At 40.3% G+C, this 20404-nt stretch carries 15 protein-coding genes; 6 read left to right on the top strand and 9 right to left on the bottom strand.

The features are described 5' to 3' along the window. Positions 1–39: 39 nt before the first annotated feature. The 4 genes from odhB to O0V13_RS11755 all read left to right on the top strand — a co-directional run bounded on the left by odhB (position 40) and on the right by O0V13_RS11755 (position 6675). Positions 40–1563 carry a 2-oxoglutarate dehydrogenase complex dihydrolipoyllysine-residue succinyltransferase gene (gene odhB, locus O0V13_RS11770; protein ID WP_268035157.1) on the top strand — a complete coding sequence of 508 codons (1524 nt, stop codon included), beginning with the start codon at positions 40–42 and terminating at the stop codon, positions 1561–1563. 114 nt (positions 1564–1677) lie between these two features. After that, on the top strand, positions 1678–3075 hold the full coding sequence (gene lpdA / locus O0V13_RS11765; protein ID WP_268035156.1) for a dihydrolipoyl dehydrogenase: 1398 nt from the start codon (positions 1678–1680) through the stop codon (positions 3073–3075). Between the two features lie 151 nt (positions 3076–3226). Continuing rightward, on the top strand, positions 3227–5839 hold the full coding sequence (locus O0V13_RS11760) for a carboxypeptidase-like regulatory domain-containing protein (protein ID WP_268035155.1): 2613 nt from the start codon (positions 3227–3229) through the stop codon (positions 5837–5839). A gap of 62 nt (positions 5840–5901) precedes the next feature. After that, entirely contained in the window at positions 5902–6675 is a 774-nt protein-coding gene (locus O0V13_RS11755; protein ID WP_268035206.1) for a Rossmann-like and DUF2520 domain-containing protein, read from the top strand. On the opposite strand, the gene O0V13_RS11750 is transcribed toward O0V13_RS11755, so the two are convergent. From O0V13_RS11750 to O0V13_RS11730, 5 genes are all read right to left on the bottom strand, one after another. Beyond that, on the bottom strand, positions 6672–7526 hold the full coding sequence (locus tag O0V13_RS11750) for a pirin family protein (protein ID WP_268035154.1): 855 nt from the start codon (positions 7524–7526) through the stop codon (positions 6672–6674). The genes O0V13_RS11755 and O0V13_RS11750 overlap by 4 nt on opposite strands. A gap of 66 nt (positions 7527–7592) precedes the next feature. Continuing rightward, entirely contained in the window at positions 7593–8885 is a 1293-nt protein-coding gene (locus O0V13_RS11745; protein ID WP_268035153.1) for a Zn-dependent hydrolase, read from the bottom strand. A gap of 80 nt (positions 8886–8965) precedes the next feature. After that, on the bottom strand, positions 8966–9964 hold the full coding sequence (locus O0V13_RS11740) for an acyl-ACP desaturase (protein WP_268035152.1): 999 nt from the start codon (positions 9962–9964) through the stop codon (positions 8966–8968). A gap of 198 nt (positions 9965–10162) precedes the next feature. Then, a complete protein-coding gene (locus O0V13_RS11735; protein WP_268035151.1) occupies positions 10163–11053 on the bottom strand; it encodes an ATP-binding protein in 891 nt (296 codons plus the stop codon). 3 nt (positions 11054–11056) lie between these two features. Beyond that, complete coding sequence (locus O0V13_RS11730) at positions 11057–12787, bottom strand: hypothetical protein (protein ID WP_268035150.1); 1731 nt, start codon at positions 12785–12787, stop codon at positions 11057–11059. A gap of 170 nt (positions 12788–12957) precedes the next feature. Here O0V13_RS11730 and O0V13_RS11725 point away from each other — a divergent pair, with 170 nt between their 5' ends. Beyond that, a complete protein-coding gene (locus O0V13_RS11725; RefSeq protein ID WP_268035149.1) occupies positions 12958–14211 on the top strand; it encodes a dipeptidase in 1254 nt (417 codons plus the stop codon). Between the two features lie 47 nt (positions 14212–14258). Here O0V13_RS11725 and O0V13_RS11720 read toward each other — a convergent pair whose 3' ends face one another. After that, on the bottom strand, positions 14259–14546 hold the full coding sequence (locus tag O0V13_RS11720) for a hypothetical protein (protein WP_268035148.1): 288 nt from the start codon (positions 14544–14546) through the stop codon (positions 14259–14261). A 32-nt stretch (positions 14547–14578) separates the two neighbouring features. Continuing rightward, positions 14579–14767: an ORF6N domain-containing protein gene (locus O0V13_RS11715; protein ID WP_268035147.1), complete on the bottom strand. Its 189-nt coding sequence runs from the start codon at positions 14765–14767 to the stop codon at positions 14579–14581. Between the two features lie 246 nt (positions 14768–15013). Here O0V13_RS11715 and clpB point away from each other — a divergent pair, with 246 nt between their 5' ends. Beyond that, positions 15014–17635 (top strand): ATP-dependent chaperone ClpB, encoded by a 2622-nt coding sequence (clpB, locus tag O0V13_RS11710; RefSeq protein WP_268035146.1) that lies wholly within the window; start codon positions 15014–15016, stop codon positions 17633–17635. A 74-nt stretch (positions 17636–17709) separates the two neighbouring features. Here the strand turns inward: clpB and O0V13_RS11705 are convergent, their stop codons facing one another. After that, positions 17710–18105 carry a carboxypeptidase-like regulatory domain-containing protein gene (locus tag O0V13_RS11705; RefSeq protein ID WP_268035145.1) on the bottom strand — a complete coding sequence of 132 codons (396 nt, stop codon included), beginning with the start codon at positions 18103–18105 and terminating at the stop codon, positions 17710–17712. Between the two features lie 76 nt (positions 18106–18181). After that, positions 18182–20359: a DUF5916 domain-containing protein gene (locus O0V13_RS11700; protein WP_268035144.1), complete on the bottom strand. Its 2178-nt coding sequence runs from the start codon at positions 20357–20359 to the stop codon at positions 18182–18184. Between the last annotated feature and the right edge of the window lie 45 nt (positions 20360–20404).

Genomic DNA, 20404 nt, shown 5'->3' with positions numbered 1-20404 from the left:
TCTTTTGCCATTTTTTGGTAAAAGCCAAATAAAATACTCATGAGCAAAGAAATCAAAGTTCCGGCCGTCGGCGAATCGATTACAGAAGTTACCATTGGCCAGTGGTTTAAAAAGGACGGAGATACCGTTCAAATGGACGAAGTTTTATGTGAACTAGAGTCTGATAAAGCAACTTTTGAATTGCCTGCTGAAGCAGCTGGTGTTTTGCGAATCAAAGCTGAAGAAGGTGATACCTTGGAAATTGGAGCATTGATTTGTGTGATTGAAGAAGCTGGGTCAGGTGTAGTGGCTGAAGAGGCTCCTGCTGCAAAACCGGCCGCCGCTGCTTCTGAAGGTCCTAAAAAGACTGGTGAAGTAAAAGATATGGTTGTCCCTACTGTAGGAGAATCAATCACTGAGGTGACTTTGGCCAATTGGATCAAAGCAGATGGTGATTTCGTGAAATTGGATGAAATCATTGCTGAAGTAGATTCCGATAAAGCGACTTTTGAATTGCCTGCTGAGGCAACCGGGATATTAAGACATGTGGCTCAAGAGGGAGATACATTGGAAATAGGAGGGATGATCTGTAAGATCGAGGTGATGGATGGAGAACCATCTGCTGCTGAGGCTACTCCAACTGCTTCATCTGCTCCTGCTTCAGCTTCTGCTCCAAATAAAGATAGCTATGCTACTGGGCATGCTTCTCCTGCCGCAGCTAAGATTCTTTCTGAAAAAGGAATTGATTCTGGTGATGTGAAAGGAACTGGCAAAGATGGAAGAATTACCAAAGAAGATGCTCAGGGTGCTAAAAAACCAGCTCCTGCTCCGCAAGCGGCAAAACCTGCTGCGGCTTCCGCACCAGCTCCGGCAGCACCTGGATCAAGAGAAGAAAGAAGAGAGAAAATGTCTTCTTTGAGAAGAACTGTTTCGAGAAGATTGGTAGCTGTGAAAAATGAAACTGCGATGTTGACCACCTTTAATGAGGTGAACATGCAGCCAATCATGGATCTAAGATCCAAATTTAAGGAGCAATTCAAAGAAAAGCATGGGGTTGGATTGGGCTTTATGTCCTTCTTTACCAAGGCTGTTTGTGTAGCTCTTCAGGAGTGGCCTGCAGTGAATGCGCAGATTGATGGCAACGAAATCATTTATCATGATTATTGTGATATTTCAATTGCTGTTTCTGCACCAAAAGGATTGGTAGTTCCAGTAATTAGAAATGCTGAAGATCTTTCTTTCGAAGGTATCGAGAAAGAAGTAGTAAGATTGGCAACTAAAGCGAGAGACAACAAATTGTCTATCGAAGAAATGACTGGAGGTACTTTTACTATTACAAATGGCGGTGTATTTGGCTCGATGATGTCTACTCCAATTATCAATGCTCCTCAGTCGGCTATCTTGGGAATGCACAACATCGTTCAGCGTCCAATGGCAGTAAACGGAGAAGTAAAAATCCTTCCAATGATGTACGTGGCACTTTCTTATGACCATAGAATCATTGATGGACGTGAGTCTGTAAGCTTCTTGGTAAGAGTGAAGCAGCTATTGGAGGATCCAACAAGATTGTTGTTCGGAGTCTAATTTAATTTACGAAATACGAAATTTGATTTACAAGGGGCTGTTTGTCTCAGCCTCTATTTCACTAGCTAAGGCTAGATCTTGGATCTTGGCTCTCGCTTCTAAAATCTTAAAAATATGTATGATGTCATCGTAATCGGTTCTGGTCCTGGTGGGTATGTAGCAGCTATTCGTTGCGCGCAATTGGGAATGAAAACCGCATTAGTTGAAAAATACCCAACGTTGGGAGGTACTTGCTTGAACGTAGGTTGTATTCCTTCCAAAGCTTTGTTGGACTCTTCTGAGCACTATCACAATGCTGAGCATACTTTCAAAACCCATGGAATCAATCTAAGTAATCTGAAAGTAGATCTGGGTCAAATGGTTTCCCGCAAAAATGACGTGGTGAAGCAGAATACAGATGGTATTCAGTTTTTGATGAAAAAGAATAAAATCGATGTTCATCAGGGATTGGGTTCATTCGTAAACAATACCACTGTAAAAGTAACGAAAGACGATGGTTCTTCTTCTGATATCCAAGGAAAAAATATCATCATCGCTACTGGATCAAAGCCATCTACCCTTCCATTTATCAAATTGGATAAAGAAAGAGTGATTACTTCTACAGAAGCTTTGAATTTGAAAGAAATTCCGAAGCATTTGGTAGTTATTGGTGGTGGTGTAATCGGGCTGGAGCTAGGATCTGTTTATGCGAGATTGGGGGCAAAAGTCTCTGTGATTGAGTTTATGGACTCCTTGATTCCTACCATGGACAAAACCATGGGTAAAGAACTTCAAAAGTCTTTGAAAAAGATCGGTTTTGAATTCTATCTGAAGCATAAAGTGACATCTGTCGAAAGAAAAGGCAAAGAGGTTACTGTAAAAGCCGACAATGCTAAAGGTGAAACAGTGGAAGTTAAGGGTGATTATGTCTTGGTTTCTATCGGTAGAAGACCATACACTGAAGGCCTGAATGTCGAAGCTGCAGGAGTAAAAATGACTGAAAGAGGACAGGTTGAAGTGAATGATCATCTTCAAACTAATGTTCCAAATATCTACGCAATCGGAGATGTGGTGAAAGGGGCTATGTTGGCTCATAAAGCTGAAGAAGAAGGCGTTTTTGTAGCTGAAACTTTAGCAGGTCAAAAACCACATATCAATTATAATTTGATTCCTGGGGTTGTTTATACCTGGCCTGAAGTTGCTGCAGTTGGTTTTACCGAAGAGCAATTAAAGGAAAAAGGCATCAAATATAAGGCAGGGAAATTCCCATTCTTGGCATCAGGAAGAGCAAGAGCTTCCATGGATACTGATGGTTTAGTGAAAGTTTTGGCTGATGCAGAAACTGACGAAATTCTAGGTGTTCATATGATTGGGCCAAGAACAGCCGATATGATTGCTGAAGCGGTTGTTGCGATGGAATATAGAGCTTCAGCTGAGGATATTTCAAGAATGTCACACGCTCATCCTACTTATACTGAAGCATTCAAAGAAGCTTGTTTAGCAGCTACAGATAATAGAGCATTGCATATTTAATCACTAAATATAAATGATTTAAAAAGCCATTCTGATTAATTCAGGATGGCTTTTTTGTTTTTATAGGCCTAATTTAAAGTGATTTAAATGCTTTGCTATGAAAATTTAGTAAATGGAACTATATTTTTAAATCAATCCTAAGACTTATTTTATGAAGCAACTCACTTTGGTTCTGTTTTTTTTATTGTTCTTTTCTACACTTTTTGCTCAAAAAGGGACTATTTCAGGAAAGATCATCAACCAACAAACACAGGAGCCCATTGCTGAAAGTCATGTATTTATACCAAATACAACCTTTCAGACTTATTCAGATAGCTTGGGGAACTTCTCGATAAGTGGAATTCCTGTTGGTCCTTGGGAGCTTTTTGCTGTTAAGAGTGGATTTGAAAATTCCTCCAAAAACCTCCAAGTAAGTCAATCCAGGAATATTTTGGAAGGCTGGGTTATTTCTGAAAGTGAATCCATGAATTGGGAAGAATTGAAGGATTCCAAAACCAAAAAAGCAAAAGAACAATTTGAAGCCAGGATTGGGATTGATCCTAAAGGTTCGGAACTGGTGCTAATCAATCCTGAAGCATTGGTATTCTTTGAAAAAGAGGATGCAAATGAGGTATGGGTTGATCTTTCTGATGTCTTATTAGTTCAAAATTTAAACACGGGCTATTTGATTTCTGTGAGGCTGAGGAGGCCACTAAATCTTTCTAAACCATTTGAGGATGGGGATTTGTTGCTTTCGTTTTTGGAAATGGATTTGGGGAGTGTGGAGGAGAAAAACCTAATCAATTCCAATCGGGTGGAGGCCTATCAAAACTCACCTGTGTTTGCCATTCGAAAACTGATTGGAGATAGGCCGGATCAAATCAAGGTGAATGCTACGGATCAAGAAGGAACTTTTATTCTTCAGGCAAAAAGTCCGATTGAAATCAAAAAGTCAGACCAAGGATACAGGGCTTTGGCATTTGACGGGGAAGGAATTGAAATCCGGACAAACGGCTCTCCAGTATATCCGGAGCTATTGAAAACCCAAGGATTTATAGGTTCTGGACACCCATTCAAAACTCTCCCTTTGGATTTCGATTATGATCAAGCCATCGCAATGGATGAAGTAGATAGATCTCTTGAAGCGATGCAGGAAAGAGTGTTTTTGCATACAGATAAGGATGTCTATTTGATGGGAGAAGAGCTGTATTTCAAAGCCTATCTTATGTTGGGGAATCCACTTTTGGTGGAGGAAGCTAGTAAAGTACTGCATATTGAAATTGTAGACCCCACTGGCTACAGTATGCTTCATAAAGTTTATCCACTAGAAAATGGACTGTCAAGCGGGGCGATTTTTCTTGGTCCAGAACTGAATACCAAGGACTTTATAGTAAAAGCCTATACGCTTTGGGGATCTAATTACGGAGCGGACTTTGAATACTATAAACCCATCCAGGTGATGAGTTCCCTTTGGGAAATTGGGCAAAGCCAAATAGAACCCAAGTCGGAGGGAATTGTGGTTTTTTCTGACAAGCAGGTATATCAATCTCAAGATAGCATCACTTTAAATGTCATAGTGAATAATCAAAAGGGTTCGATTGCTGCAGCCAATTTATCTCTTGCTGTAGTTCAGGGAAATGGGATTCAAAAGATGAATGCTTCTGATGACCTATTGATCGACTTTTTGAAGTTTAAGCCTGAATTTGGTCATATAGATTCTTCAGGCTTTGATTTTCAGAAAGAATATGGATTGACTCTGAAAGGGAAAATCAACGATTCACTTCCTCAAATAAATAAAGCAAAAGTGGAAGTGATGATTGATGGGTTTATGGATCGCCGTGAGCTCAATCCTGACTTTGCAGGAGAGTTTTTGTTGGAAGGATTACATAAGGAAGGGGAGTTTCCAGTTTTAGTTAAAGCCACTAGTCCGGATGGCAGAATACCATTGAGGAACATAGATTTGGAATTGTTAAGCCCTGGAAATCAATTTGATTTTTCTAGTTATGATTTTGGCAAGGTGCATCCTTTGTCCAAACGACCTTTAGGAGTTGATTCATTGATTTCGGAATACCTGAAAGTTAGAGAGGGGGAAATTTTACTGGATGAGGTGGAAGTAGAAGATGTAAAAGAGGAAAACTTTGGTGCCATGCCTTATGGAAGAGCAGAAAGAACCTATGAAATGGATGGTGTCTATTTATCTGGGGATACTCAGCAATTTATTTATTCTTTTGCGAATAGAACAGGTTTTAGAGTAGGTGGAATTCCTCCTATGATTATTAACGCTCGAGGAGCAGTAGGAGGACCTCCATTGATTTTACTAAATGGAGCGCCTATTACTCCGGTCTCAGGCCCGACATTGGGAAGTGACGGAGGACAGGCACAATACAGGGCTCTTCAAAGCATCAATGTTTTTAATATCAAAAAAATCGAAGTGATTAAGTCAGTTGTTCCTGCCTATGGTGATGCTGGGAAATATGGTGTGATCAATATTATTACAAAAACAGGAACTGAGATGGCAGCTGATATAAACACCTATCAGGAATTTAAATTAGCGGGTTTGGAAAAATTAAGAAAAGGAGCAAAAACTGAATTTGAATCAGATAATCCAACCATTTATTGGAATCCAAATTTGGGAATCTCCACTTCTCAGACTTCAGCAACTATTAAGTTCAAGCTGCCAGAAAATCCTGGTCCATTTTGGGTAATAGTCAATGGGGTAAATTCATCTGGAGAGCCTGTTTCTGGTAGATTTTTAATGAATCAGAAAAGTCTTGGAGGAAATTAGTTGGATAATTACAGAAGGGTAATACACTTTTACATTTTCCGAATTTTTGCCTTAATTCGATGATGAAGTTTAAAATCGCAATCCTGGGGGCAGGAAATGTTGCTTGGCATTTGGCACCCGCTTTGGAAGAGGCAGGCCATCAAATCACCGAGGTATATGCTAGAGATATCCAAAGGGCCAGATTGATTACTGAACGAGTTTATTCTGCAGAACCCAAGGATGATTTGGATTTTACAAATAGCCAGGCTCAAATTTTTATTATAGCGGTGAAAGATGATGCGATTCCTGAGGTTGCGGATTCTGTTATACTTCCTGAAGAAAGTATTTTGGTTCATACTTCAGGGTCTATGCCTTTGGATATCTTGGACTACAGTTCTGCTGGGTATACAGGGATTTTTTATCCTTTGCAGTCTTTTACCAAAGGACAAAAAATGGACCTTTCAGAGGTGCCTTTTTTGTTGGAATCTGATGATCAAGAGGTAATGGTAAGACTGAAAAAGTTAGCCAAAAGTCTTTCAAATAACGTATTTACTGTTCGTTCCAAAGACCGAAAGGCAGTACATATCGCAGCAGTTTTTGCGAGCAATTTCTCCAATCACATGATCCGAATAGCTGAGGAAATAATGAGAAGGCAAGGCTTGGACTTTGAGATGATCAAGCCGCTGATCATTGAGACGATTTCCAAAAGTCTGGACATAGGAGCAAAAAAGGCCCAAACGGGCCCTGCTATTCGAGAAGATTTTGAGGTGATGGAGGATCACTATCGATTCCTGAATTACAATGAGCAGGTGGCTGAAATCTACAGGCTAATCTCTCAGGATATCATCGATTCTTAACCTTTCCAGTTGCCAAATTTACCTTCTTGGTAATCCTGATAAGCTTCGTATATCTGCTCTTGCGTATTCATCACAAAAGGGCCCTGAGCTACCACGGGCTCATTGAAAGGCAATGCGTGGCCTAAAATCAGGATAGAGTCCTCCAATGCTTTAATATTCAAAGTAGAACCTGAATTTTGGAATTCTACCAGATTTCTAAAAGGAACAGGAGTGTCGTTGACATCTAATTTTCCTCTGACGATATAGAAGAAAATATTCTCATCTTCGGGAATCTCTTTGGTGAATTCAGCGCCTTCTTCCAAGTAAACTGTGCTCATGGTGATTGGGAAAGTGCCCGCAAACGCTCCTTTGGTCCCATTCCATTCTCCAAATAGCTGTTGAACTTGAATCTTCCCATTATCTAGATCAAATGTGGGAATTTCTTCCTTTTGAAGTCCAATGTAATTTGGGGCCATCATTTTTTTTGATGCAGGTAGGTTCAACCACAATTGGAGGATTTCCAAGTCTCCCCCTTCTTTTTTGAATTCAGAACTGGATACTTCGGCGTGGATTAATCCTTTGCCAGCAGTCATATATTGTACTCCACCCGGACCAATTACGGATTCATGTCCAGAGGAATCTTTATGCATGATATCTCCTTCCAAAATAAAGGTGACAGTTTCCATTCCTCTATGCGGGTGTGGTCCAAATGGCAGACCATTATTGTGCGCCGAATATGTCTGAAAACCATGATGGTTTAAGAATAGAAATGGATCTATCATCTGCAAACTTCTTGTTGGCATTGGGCTGTAAGTAACAAGGTCTGCAATAGGTCTGTATTCTGCGGAATGTATTTTTTTGATCTTTCTCATGATTTCCAGTGTATATACATGTAAAGGTTTTTTCCTTTTAAAAAGTTTAGAAAAATCTGGTTTTTACTACAATTTTTGATCTAAAGATAAAATGGTCTGAAGAAGGACATTGGCTCCATTTGCAATGTCTTCTTGACTTGAGAATTCCTGAGGGGAATGGCTGATTCCATTCTTACTCGGGATGAAAATCATACCCATTGGAGCTATTCTGGCCATTTCTTGTGCATCATGACCGGCTCCGCTTGGAAGACTTAGGGTACTTAATCCCAATTTTTCAGCGTTTTGCTTAATGACTTGACGAATTGATTCATCTGCCAATGCTGGTTTTGAGGCGACTTCGATGTGTTTCACTTCATAAGTCACTCCATATTCATCAGCAATAGCTTTTGCCTGAGTTTCGATCGTATTATAGATGCTCCAGATTTTCTCGGAAGATAAGTCTCTCATTTCTAGATTGAGTTTGACTTCACCCGGGATTACATTTCCGGCACCCGGGAAGGCCTGGATTTTTCCGACAGTTCCAACTTGTCTTCCTTCCACAGATTTTACTGTTTCATTCACCGCCAAAATAAATTTGGAGGCTGCAAGCATGGGGTCTTTTCTCATGTTCATTGGGGTCGTGCCTGCATGATTTGCAAACCCCTTGAAGGTATATTCCCACCACTCAATTGCGACAATCCCTTCTACGACACCTATATCAATTCCTTCTCTATCCAAATTGCCTCCTTGCTCGATGTGGAGTTCCAGAAATGCTGCCAGATCCCCTTGATTCAATTTGATTTCCTTGATACGATCCGGATTTCCACCAATTTTCATGATTCCTTCATATTGAGAGAATCCCACATTGGTGACAACTTGGAGTGCTTCCTCAGTCAATTGTCCTGCTAATGCTCGACTTCCTACAACTCCGCCTTCTTCATTGGTAAAAATGATCACCTCAAGTGGGTGCTGGGTCATGACATTGTTCTCTCCCAAAGTTTTGACTACTTCAATCGCACTCATCGATCCAACTGGTCCATCATAGTCCCCTCCATTGGGCACTTCGTCAATGTGGGATCCAAATGCGATCGGTTTTAGGTCTGGATTTGACCCTGCTTTTTTACCGATAATATTTCCTGCGAAATCAACAGAAACATCCATTCCAGCTTCTTGCATTAGTTTTTTGACATACTCTCTGGCCTCAATGTCATATTCGCTAAATGCTACACGATCACTTCCTCCTTGCGAGTTTTTGCCGAATGTGGCCAATTTCATCAGACTTCCGTGTAGTCTTTCGGAATTGACAAGGTAGCTTTGAGCAAAAGAAAGACTACTGAATAAAAAGATCAGTAGGAATAGAGGGCAGTATTTTAGATTCATGGCTGTTAGGTTTGTCTTTCAAATTACAAAAAAAAGTCCTGCCAAAAGACAGGACTTGAATGTATTAAGATCTGGTTGGCTTATTTCAACCAAGCCAATTTGATTTCGTCAGGAGCTTTCATTCTGTCTGCCAATCTCATGTAACGATCGGCCAAACCTGAAAGGTAATCTTGAGCTTTAGAAGCCATGTCATTAAGACCAGTTACCGCCTCAATTTTCCAGAAATCTACCAAATGTTGGATGATTCTAGCATAATCCCAACCCGTATAAATTCCTACTTTTTGAGTTATTTCAGAGAAGTCTTTGTAGATGGACTCTCTTTTTCCGCCTGTGCCCATCAATACCGCCGGCATCACGATTTGCTTTCTCATCATTTTTTCGAATGCAACCATCGCTCCACTTGGATCGATTTTGAAGATCTCAGACATAAAGGTCTTGTAGGCTTTTTCATGTCTCGCCTCATCACCTGCGATGGTTTTACAGATTTTGGAAAGAACGTGATCACCTGCTTTGTCAGCAAGTTTTCCGGTGTTTACATGAGATATTTTTGTAGCTCTTTCTTGGAAAGAGGTATAGATCATTGCCTGGTAAGGATCTGCATCTGTATTGGCATCAAAACCATTACTCAGGAGTCTGTGAATAGTTCTTTCAACAGCTCCCATGTCAACTCTACCTGTTAGGTAAAGGTATTTGTTTAGCAAATCGCCGTGTCTGTTTTCTTCAGCAGTCCAAGCTTTGGACCATCTTACCCAGCCAGAAGGAGAAAGAAGGCTCCTTTCATCATTGATTCCTTCAAGTAAGTTGAAGTAAGTTTGATAGGAAGGAAGTGCCTCTTCAGTGATCATATTTCCAATCAAAGAAGTCAATACAGTATCAGGAATCCCTTCAGCTCTTTTTTGAAGAAGTTTGATGTCCTCTAATGCTTCTGGGTTTGCCATGTCAGGAAGAAAATCAGATGGCTGCCAGCAAGTATCTGGATCCACTAAGACATTGTCTACTGCGTGACCTACTACTGCATCCAACTGGGAAATTACTTCCATGTTTTTTTCCAGCTCGTAATTGATCGGTTTTGAACTCATAGCTAATTATTTATTCATTTCAGGGGATTTTCCCTTAATGTTCCGTAAATGTACGGACAATATTGGAGAAAGGTGGAGGAATTGCTTTAATCCTCGCTTGAGTTTATACAAAAGGGTAAAATTCCTTTCTAATATGAACATGTAACAAAAAAATAAGCCTCCCAGTTCTGAGAGGCTTTGAGTTGAGAAGTTTAAGGATTAATAATCCAGTTTGTAAGCGACTACTTTGTTTTTGAAAAAGGTCGGTACATAGACGATCTTTTCGCTAGGATTGTATCCAATGTCAGCTGTGTTGGACTCTTGTGCTTTTGTGTCCAAAAGTAGAGTTTCTCCATCGCCATCCACAAAGTAGATTTCACCTGCCCATCTTGAAGCGACGAATTTTCCATCTCCCAATGAGATCAAACCATCTCCTCCAGTTACAACATTGTTAAGAACTTCAGAACTGCCGTCCTCATTTATTTTTTTCAAGCCTGAAGCATCCAAGCCATAAAGAACTCCATCGGCACTTACCTCTAGCCCATTGATAGATTCATTTCCTTCTGATACTTTCATAATCTCTCCATCCATTAAGATATAGACAGTTCCTGTATTCATATCGGTGAAGAAAACCTTGTCGTCTTCAGTTGCAATATCATTTAAGAATTGACCTCCATCAATTGGCCACTTGTTTGAGATATCACCACTTTCCAAGTCGATTTCTACTAATTCATCAATGTCTGTTACATACAGGTGACCATTTGCAATGCCCATTCCTTTAGGCGCATTTAATCCAGTGACAAAATCTTGCTCCACAATATTTCCATCGGTATCCAAAATAGAAATACTTCCTTTTCCATCTTTTTCAGTAGGGTCCTGGCCGATGATGTTGGAAGTGTAGATCCTTCCAGTAGTCTCATCAAATAGTACAGATTCAACTGTCTCAAGGGTAGCAGGGCTTTCCCAAAGCATAGTCAAAGAAGGTGTTTTCTTTTCAACCACCTCGACCATTTCTTCAGTTTCGGTTTCTGAGGTTTTTTCTGAGCTACAGCTAGCAAAAATTGCTGCGGCAGAAAGTCCCAATAAGCTGGTTTTAAATAAGGTTTTCATAGTTTAATTTTTAGTTAGTGTCCAGTTTTGTTGATTAAAATTTGAAGGAGCGGACGCTTGCAGTCTCTTCGATATTTTATCTAGATACATGGTGTTATACCTCAATCTTGACATATAATTAGGGAGGTTCGGATCTCCATTCCAGCAATGTTCCGCTCGGTCACCATAAGCAACCTCCCCACCATAGTAAGGGTTTTGTGTTTGTTCTAAAAATTTTTCGGTCAGGTAAACAGCATTGTTGAGGTAATAATTGTCCATGTCCCCACAGTAGATATGCACTTTTCCAGCCAACTTTGGCCCAAGTGTTTCCCAGTCGCGCTCCATGATATAGCGAAGGTCGTAATTCTCCCTCCAAAAGTCAGCAACAGTAGGATCTATTTCCCCCGTTTTTTTATCCCAGATAGGCTTTGGATATCCATCTTTTCCGACTGGCGAATAAACTGCTTGCCAAATGTCAAACTGCTCTCCAGATCTTGTTTCCGGTCCTCCGATTGCTAATTCTTTCAGGTTCATATCCCTAACCATGGCAGAAACATGCCCCAAAGAATCCCGATGCCCTGGTCTTAATGTTTCTCGAAATTCTCCCTTTTGGTAATAGGCGTTTTCATCCTCATAAAGATTGATGGTGGTGTAGGCTCTAAAATCTATGGGGTCCGGACAGGCTGCAAAACATCCGTTGTACTCATCTGGATATAAAACCTGCACTGCCAAAGCTTCCCAGCCTCCGGTAGATCCGCCGTACAAAAATCTTGACCATCCTTCACCTATTCCGCGGAATTGCTCCTCAATGTAAGGAATCAATTCATAGGTGATGGCATCGCCGTAGGGGCCCAGATTTTCAGAATTCACCGCGTAGCTATCATCATAAAAAGGATTAGCATGCTGGATTTCTATGATGATAAATCGTTTGAAGTCAGGGGAAGTCCATTTTTTATAAAAGTCATAGGCTTCCTGTTGTTGGATTTTTTGATATCCATAAATTCCAAACCGTGCAGAATAGTCTTCGTCGCTTAATTCCGGATCTGGTGGAATCGTTCTAAAACCTCCAAAATCACTTGGGAAGTGTCCATGAAAAACCATCAGAGGATAGTATTGATTGGGGTTTTCTTCAAAGCCTTCCGGAAGCAAAACATGAGCTCCCAAATACATATCCCTTCCCCAAAACTTTGAAAGAAGGTCAGATTTTATCTTGATATGCTTGATATATTCTGTGTCTTCAGGTTCAGTAACAGGAGGGATTTCCTGATCTACAGTGATTTCTATGGAGCTGCCATTTTTAAAATCGATATTAATAGGCGTAGAATAGATATTTCCTGGAGTGCTATTCCACCTTCTTCCTTCTCCTTGGTCCATTGCAAGCTTGACGGTATGGCCATCACCTCTATTGAAAGTTTCATATTTGATGATAAAAGCCTGCATGTTATAACTTCCTTCTTTCAGATCTTGGATATTTTCTACCGGATAACCAAAGCTTTCTAGGTCGAGATAAATCTCTTTCTCTGGACTGTAATTTTCTATATCCATTCCAAACACTTGGGCTGTGGCGGCATCATCGGAAATAGAAAAACGAGGCTCCTTTTCCTTGTCATTTGAAAGAATAAAAAGTAACCGACCGTCTTTTAGCCCTTTTTGTAATTCAGGAGCAATTTTGATTGCTATTGATGATTTTACGGAAGGAGATTGACATCCAAAACCAATCAAAATGGCGAGTAGGTAAAAACAATATTTTTTCATATGGGGTGGTTTTTATATGAAATTTAGTAATAAAGAATCAATTGTTTGAATCAGAGGGTTTTGAAATTCAGAAATCATGATTCAATTCTGTAATTTTCACCATTTATGGATTTTTTTTTATGCTTGTCTCAAAAGCCCTTATCTTCCCTAATCCTAACCAACCTTATGCTATGAAAAAATATGTAAGCTTATTGGCCCTGGCTGCTGTCGGGTTTGCCTGCCAACCTCCAGCGGAAGAAGCTGTCGACTATACCAAAATGTCGGATGCGGAACGTTTAGAGGCTGCAAAAGAAATTGCCCACAAAACTATTATGGTGGATGGTCATGTGGACCTTCCATATAGAATGAAAGTCGGAGGTTTTACCTTACAAAGAGAAATTTTGGATGTTTCAGTCCGTACTCCTGATGGTAATTTTGACTTTCCAAGGTCAAAAGAAGGAGGATTGGACGCTCCTTTTATGTCTATCTATATTCCCGCAGGAAATCAGCAAATTCCAGGGGCTTCAAAGGCTTTAGCTGATTCATTGATTATGATGACTGAAAGGTTGGCAAATACTTTTCCAGATCAGTTTGCGATGGCTTATAGTCCATCTGATGTTGAAGCTAATTTTGCAAAAGGACTGATTTCATTGCCAATGGGTATGGAAAATGGAGCTGGCATTGAGGATGATATTTCCAATGTGGAATATTTCAGAGATCGTGGAATCAGATATATCACATTGACTCATGGGAAAGCCAATTTGATTGGAGATTCCAGTTATGATACTGTTAGATTGTATAATGGTTTAAGTGAGTTTGGGGAGCAGGTGGTCAAAGAAATGAATCGCGTTGGGATCATGGTGGATTTGAGTCACGTTTCGGATGATACCTTCAAAGATGCTTTGGCTATCACCAAAGTTCCAGTAATTGCTTCTCACTCTTCAGCTAGGAAATTCACTCCGGGATTCGAAAGAAACATGAGTGATGAATTAATTAAAGCGATGGCTGAAAATGGTGGTGTGATGATGATTAATTTTGGAGGTTCATTTATTGATTCGGCATATGCCGCCGGATCTTCCAAAGTCCGCGAGCATCTGGTCAATTATATGGTAGAAAATGAATTAAGTAGAGGAGATTCTGCTTTCCAGGCTTATGCCGCTGAATATGCAGCCGCAAATAATCCTTTCCCTACCGTTCAGAAAGTTGCTGATCATATTGATCATGTAGTGAGTTTGGTTGGTATTGACCATGTTGGATTTGGATCTGATTTCGATGGGGTAGGAGATTCTTTGCCTACAGGATTGAAGGATGTTTCCATGTTCCCAAACCTGATTGCTGAGCTTCTGAAGAGAGGGTATTCAGAGGAAGATATAGAGAAGATCTGTTATAAAAATGTGTTTAGAGTATGGCAAGCCGTTGAAGATTATGCCGCTAGTCAGAGCTAAAAGTAGAATTTAATGTCTTTAAAACCCCGGCTTTTCAAAGTCGGGGTTTATTTTTTGAAGCCAATAGCATTTCTCTCTTTTGGTTCGGGATCCAATAGCTCCTCCAAGACTTGATAAATACGGGAAATGTGATGGTTTTGGTCGGATTCTGATTGCTGGAGTTGAAGAATATTTTCCTGCAAATCGGAATAGTTGAGAGCCCATTCACGTATTTTCACAAAAGTTCTCATGATGGAAATATTAACCTGGATCGCTTGAGGACTGTTTATTACTGAGGAAAGCATAGCTACACCTTGCTCTGTAAAAACATAAGGTGGAGTCCTTCTACCTCCCATCTTGAGGTCGAAAATTGCGACCTCTAGTTTTTCTATGCGTCATCAGTAAGCTGAAACATAAAATTTCCAGAGAATCGATCCGGGTTTCTTTTTACTTGTTCGTTTATGCGTTTTGTCGAAACTTCATACATCTCGGCAAGATCTGAATCAAGCATGACTTTTTGATTTCGAATAATTTGAATGAGTTGGAGGATATTTTCTTCTGGTTTATTGTTTTCCATAATTAGAAAAAGTTTGATTTAGGTTGATGGGAAAAATATTAATCTGGAGATTTAAAACAGGAAAAATTCTGAATCAATACTAAATTATAAGTCGATTCTTATTGTCTTGAATTCTACTGTTTTTCTGCCAATAATTCCGAAAAATTTAATTCTCATGTGATAATCCAGTCATTTTGGCTGAAAAAATAGCTTGGCGGTGGTTTTGATCAATTGCCTTTAAAGACAGGAAAAAACGACTAACAATACATGGATTTTAAACAATTTACAATCAAATCTCAGGAAGCAATTCAGAAGGCAGCTGAGTTGGCAATGGGTGCTGGTCAGCCAGCAATCGAGCCGGCACATTTGCTGAAAGGAATATTTTCCGAAGATGAGAATGTCACTGACTTTTTATTCAAAAAGCTTGGTGTCAATAAGCAATTGGTTTCCCAAAAACTGGAAGATCAGTTGGCAAAAATGCCCAAGGTAAGTGGGGGAAACCAACAGCCTCATTTATCCAATTCCGCCAACCAGGCCTTAATTAAGGCAAAAGATTATCTCAAAACTTTTGGGGATGAATATGTAGCGATTGAGCATTTGATTTTGGCGATTTTGGCCGGAACTGATGCGACAGCGCAATTATTAAAAGATCAAGGACTCGCAGAAAAGCCATTGATCGAAGCAATAAAAGAACTTAGAAAAGGTAATAAAGTGACCGATCCAAACGCAGAAAGCAAATACAGAGCTTTGGAGAAATACTCCAAAAATCTAAATGATCTTGCCAAAAAAGGGAAGATTGACCCAGTTATCGGTAGAGATGAAGAGATCCGAAGGGTTCTTCAAATCTTAGCCAGAAGAACCAAAAACAACCCAATTCTTTTGGGTGAGCCTGGTGTAGGTAAGACTGCGATCGTAGAAGGATTGGCTCAAAGAATTGTGTCAGGAGACGTGCCTGAAAACTTGAAATCCAAGACTTTGATTTCCTTGGATATGGGTTTGTTGGTAGCTGGTGCAAAATATAAAGGAGAGTTTGAGGAGCGATTGAAAGCTGTTATCAAAGAGGTGACTGATTCAGATGGAGAAATCATTCTTTTCATTGATGAGATTCACACCTTGATTGGTGCCGGAGGTGGAGGAGAAGGTGCAATGGATGCAGCAAACTTGCTCAAGCCTGCTTTGGCTCGAGGTGAGTTGCATGCGATTGGTGCTACTACCTTGAAAGAATATCAGAAGTATATCGAGAAAGATAAAGCTCTGGAGCGTCGATTCCAGGCAGTTATCGTTGATGAGCCAGATGCAGCTGATGCGATCTCCATTCTTCGTGGTATCAAGGATAAATACGAATTGCACCATGGTGTGCGAATCAAAGACGATGCGGTGATTGCAGCGGTGGAGCTTTCTCAGCGATATATTTCTGATCGATTCTTGCCAGATAAAGCGATTGACTTGATGGATGAAGCAGCAGCTAAATTGAGGATGGAAATTGATTCTTTGCCTCAGGAATTGGATGAGTTGAACCGTCGAATTATGCAGCTGGAGATCGAGCGTGAAGCGATCCGTAGAGAAAAGAACAAAGATAAAGAGACCGTTCTGAGCAAGGAATTGGCTGAATTGTCTGAAAAGAGAGATAGTGTCAAAGCCAAGTGGGAGTCTGAAAAGGCTGTCATCATGGGCATCCAACGAGAAAAAGAGAATATCGATAAATTCAAGTTGGAGGCTGAGCAAGCTGAGCGAGCTGGTGATTTCGGTAAAGTTGCTGAAATCAGATATGGTAAGATCGGTGAAGCTGAGCAAAAGCTAGAATCATTCAAATCTCAATTGGCTCAGATGCAAGCAGGTTCTCCATTATTGAAGGAGGAAGTAGATGCTGAAGATATTGCAGCTGTTGTTTCCAAGTGGACTGGAATCCCAATGAATAAGATGATTGAGTCTGAGCGTGAGAAATTATTGCATTTGGAAGATGAATTGGGAAGAAGAGTGGCTGGTCAGAAAGAGGCAATTGCAGCACTGTCCGATGCTGTCAGAAGAAGCCGAGCAGGACTTCAAGATCCAAAACGCCCAATTGGTAGCTTTATCTTTATGGGTACGACTGGGGTCGGAAAGACGGAATTGGCGAAGGCTTTGGCAGAATACCTCTTCAATGATGAGAATGCCATGGTTCGTATCGATATGTCTGAATACCAAGAAAGACATGCGGTCAGTAGATTGGTAGGAGCGCCTCCGGGATATGTAGGGTATGATGAAGGCGGGCAATTGACTGAGGCTGTGAGAAGAAAGCCTTATTCAGTGATCTTGTTGGATGAGATTGAAAAAGCCCATCCGGATGTGTTCAATATCCTATTGCAAGTATTGGACGATGGTCGATTGACTGATAACAAAGGCCGAATTGCCAACTTCAAGAATACCATTATCATATTGACTACCAATATTGGTTCTCATTTGATCCAGGAGCGATTTGCCGAAATGGACGAGTGGAATAAAGATGAAGTACTGGAGAAAACGAAATCAGAAGTATTTGACTTACTGAAAAAATCAGTTAGACCAGAGTTTCTCAACCGTATCGATGAGACGATTATGTTTGAGCCTTTGAACAAGCAGATCATTCGTAAAATTGTCGATATCCAATGGAGAGAGATCCAGAAGCGTTTGTCCGAATCCAATATTGAGATCGAGGCAACAACCGAAGTATTGGATTACTTGGCTGAAGTAGGTTTTGATCCACAGTTTGGAGCAAGGCCATTGAAGAGAACCATGCAGCGCTTGATCTTGAATGAGCTTTCTAAGGAAATCTTGGCAGGATATATCAAAAATGACTCAGCCGTTTTGGTTGATTTGGATGCTGACAAGCAGGTATATTTCAAGAATATTGATGCCTCTATCGAAGTCTAATCTAAAATAGATGAAAATTTAAAGCCCTTGGAGAGCGATCTTCAAGGGCTTTTGAATTGTACTAGAAAGGTGTATTATTCGCGTAGCTCTGTCTGCTTCAGCTGAATTTGGCCAAAGTCTTTTGGAACTTTATCTATTTCTACTTTTACTTCTTTTTTTGAGCGATCGACAAAGGAAATCACCAAGACCTGATCTGTACTGAACTTGCTCAAATCCAAAGAGAAAAATCCATTGATATCAGAAACAGTTCCCACTGTTGTTCCCTTGACAATGACAGTTGCCCCCGGGATTGCCTTTTCCAGCTCATCAATTACCTGTCCTTTAACAATTGGTTTCGTCGGTGGTCTTTCCATTTCTTGCGCCAAAGCAAAGTTGGATGAAGAAATAGTGCCAATGGCAAATAGCAGAGTTGAAAGAAAAGAGATTTTCAAAAATCCACTCTGAATGTAATGTAAATAGTTGGTTGACATGAGTTTATCGTTTTTCTTCAATAAACTAATTATTTGTCAATTTCTCAATTAGATTAAGTTAAAACACATCAATTTATTAGGCATTCCACCAGTAGGTAAACTTGATGACCAAAGATCTATTCTTCGTGTAGAAAGGTGCTGGAAGATAATTATCCGTATAAACGATAAACAAATCAGAGGCTGGTTTGAATCTCCATTGGAATCGGGTGTTCAAATTAATGTTTTCGATCTGCTCATTGTATTGGACAAAAGTCGTGAAGAACAAAGTGTTGGTCAAAGTCAAATCCACACGAGGGCCTACTAGCCAGAATCTCGTGTTGCCCCAAGGTTCTGGCAAGTTGATTCTGTTGTAATTGGTCGTCATCGCGATGCTGACATATGGCTGGAATCTGTATCCAAATTCTGTACTCACATTGTACCTGTCTCCATCGGCATAGTAGCCTCCCATTCGGGTAGAAAAAGAATAAGTAAACAAGCTTTGTGGTTTGGAAGCATATTCAGTCCCCCAAGCATACCATGAGTGCTCTGTGCCAGGGTCAAGTGTTTCACCACTGTAATTGGTTGGGTCAAATGGTCTTTGAAGCTTAATGAAATCTTTTGCTACCCAAAGCATAAATGTACTTTGGCTTCTCCATTTCAAGTTGTAAGCTACAAAGGTGGTGTTGTCAGTTTTTTCTCCTGATTTATTGAAGAAAAATCTGGTTCCAAAATCAGGTCCATGACTCAGAATTTTTTCACTTTGAGGAAACCATCTATATCCAATTTCTGGATCTATTTTGAAATATCCTCTTCTCGGTACATAGCCAACTTCGGCGATGTAATTTTCAGAAACATACTCATGCTGCCAGTTCCAAGTCAGGTTTCCTGAGGTATATTTCAAGTTGGCGGCATGGACAAAACCATTCCCTGTATTGTCAGGGGCAAAGCTTTGAAGAGCCATTACTTTACCTGTCCAAAGGTTGTTCGAGGACGCTAAATTATATTCTAAACCCACATTACGATTGAATTGAGAATAAATTGGCTGTTCAGAATTTTCATCTGGATTGTAATTGAGAGACTGCTTGTTGATGAAAATACCGGTTACATTACTTCTAGCTCCAACTTGTCTTTGCAATGCTAAAACAGTGAAATTCTGAGAAGGCAAAGCCTCTTCATCCACTGCCCCAGTTTGCATATTCATAGCTCCGACTCTCCAGTCTTTGTTGATCTTTCCACTCAATCTTGCTCCAAATTGAATAGGTGCGTTTAAGCCTATTCTACGAGAGAAAAATGGTCTAATGGAGGTGTATCCGAAGTTGGCAAACAGGTCTCCGTTTTCAAGGAAAAATTGTCTTCTTTCGGGAAAAAACAACTCGAATCGGTCCAAGTTGGTTACTTGTCGATCAACTTCGACTTGGGAAAAATCAGGATTGACTGTTAAATCCAAATTGAGAGAAGAGGTTAAACCTATTTTGGCATCTAGGCCAATTTCTTTTCTGTATACATTGTCGCCACCATTGTCAAAATCTTTAGTAACACCGCCTAAAGCGTAAGGAATGATAGAAACATTTGCTCCTGCTTGTGGTGGAGGATTATCCCATGCCAAAATACCCGTATAGGCCAAAGAGGCTGAAGGGAATTGTCTTGGAACTGGAGCCCAGCCTGATTTTTCAGTAGCTTTTAGATCCAATCTGGAAAAGTTGATTCCCCATTCGGTAATCCCTTTTTTGTAGCGAATAGATTTGAAAGGAATAGCAGCTTCAAAGATCCATTTGTCCTCATAGTTTTTTACTTTGGAAGTCCACTTGTTGTCCCAGCTCAGATCTACACTTCCTCCATTGTACATAATTCCATCCCACTGAGCACCTGCTGCATTTGCACCAAAGGAGAAGCCATTGGTCTGATCGTCAAATGGGTCCATGAAAAGCAAGAAGTTGTCATTTTTCCCAAAGGAGAAATCTCTTCTCAATGACTCGACCATGTAAGGCCCATCGATTAAATGATGGTTTACAACAATGATGTAAAGATTATGATCATCATAGGTCATTCGAACATCTGTTTGCACTTTTGCAAAACTGGTGTCCATCGGGGTGATCATAAAAAAGTCCGTAGCTACGTCGGCTTCTTGCCACGCTTTTTCATCCAAAATGCCATCTATATGAATTTCAGAGGTAGCTTTTTTAATGGGTAAGCGGTAGTCGGCGTTAATTTTTTGGGCGTAAGTCGAAGTCCCCAGAATGAAAATCAAACTGAGTGAGGCTAGAAATTGGCGCATGAGATAGATTTAATCCCAAGTATAGGGATTTAGGATAGATTTTGG

Source organism: Algoriphagus sp. PAP.12, from assembly GCF_026652115.1.
Classification (GTDB): Bacteria; Bacteroidota; Bacteroidia; order Cytophagales; family Cyclobacteriaceae; genus Algoriphagus.
This window is presented reverse-complemented; position numbering and strand designations above follow the sequence as displayed.

Coding starts and splice junctions, on each gene's coding strand:
- odhB (WP_268035157.1), top strand. CDS start 40: ATGAGCAAAGAAATCAAAGTTCCGGCCGTCGGCGAATCGATTACAGAA.
- lpdA (WP_268035156.1), top strand. CDS start 1,678: ATGTATGATGTCATCGTAATCGGTTCTGGTCCTGGTGGGTATGTAGCA.
- O0V13_RS11760 (WP_268035155.1), top strand. CDS start 3,227: ATGAAGCAACTCACTTTGGTTCTGTTTTTTTTATTGTTCTTTTCTACA.
- O0V13_RS11755 (WP_268035206.1), top strand. CDS start 5,902: ATGAAGTTTAAAATCGCAATCCTGGGGGCAGGAAATGTTGCTTGGCAT.
- O0V13_RS11750 (WP_268035154.1), bottom strand. CDS start 7,526: ATGAGAAAGATCAAAAAAATACATTCCGCAGAATACAGACCTATTGCA.
- O0V13_RS11745 (WP_268035153.1), bottom strand. CDS start 8,885: ATGAATCTAAAATACTGCCCTCTATTCCTACTGATCTTTTTATTCAGT.
- O0V13_RS11740 (WP_268035152.1), bottom strand. CDS start 9,964: ATGAGTTCAAAACCGATCAATTACGAGCTGGAAAAAAACATGGAAGTA.
- O0V13_RS11735 (WP_268035151.1), bottom strand. CDS start 11,053: ATGAAAACCTTATTTAAAACCAGCTTATTGGGACTTTCTGCCGCAGCA.
- O0V13_RS11730 (WP_268035150.1), bottom strand. CDS start 12,787: ATGAAAAAATATTGTTTTTACCTACTCGCCATTTTGATTGGTTTTGGA.
- O0V13_RS11725 (WP_268035149.1), top strand. CDS start 12,958: ATGAAAAAATATGTAAGCTTATTGGCCCTGGCTGCTGTCGGGTTTGCC.
- O0V13_RS11720 (WP_268035148.1), bottom strand. CDS start 14,546: ATGGGAGGTAGAAGGACTCCACCTTATGTTTTTACAGAGCAAGGTGTA.
- O0V13_RS11715 (WP_268035147.1), bottom strand. CDS start 14,767: ATGGAAAACAATAAACCAGAAGAAAATATCCTCCAACTCATTCAAATT.
- clpB (WP_268035146.1), top strand. CDS start 15,014: ATGGATTTTAAACAATTTACAATCAAATCTCAGGAAGCAATTCAGAAG.
- O0V13_RS11705 (WP_268035145.1), bottom strand. CDS start 18,105: ATGTCAACCAACTATTTACATTACATTCAGAGTGGATTTTTGAAAATC.
- O0V13_RS11700 (WP_268035144.1), bottom strand. CDS start 20,359: ATGCGCCAATTTCTAGCCTCACTCAGTTTGATTTTCATTCTGGGGACT.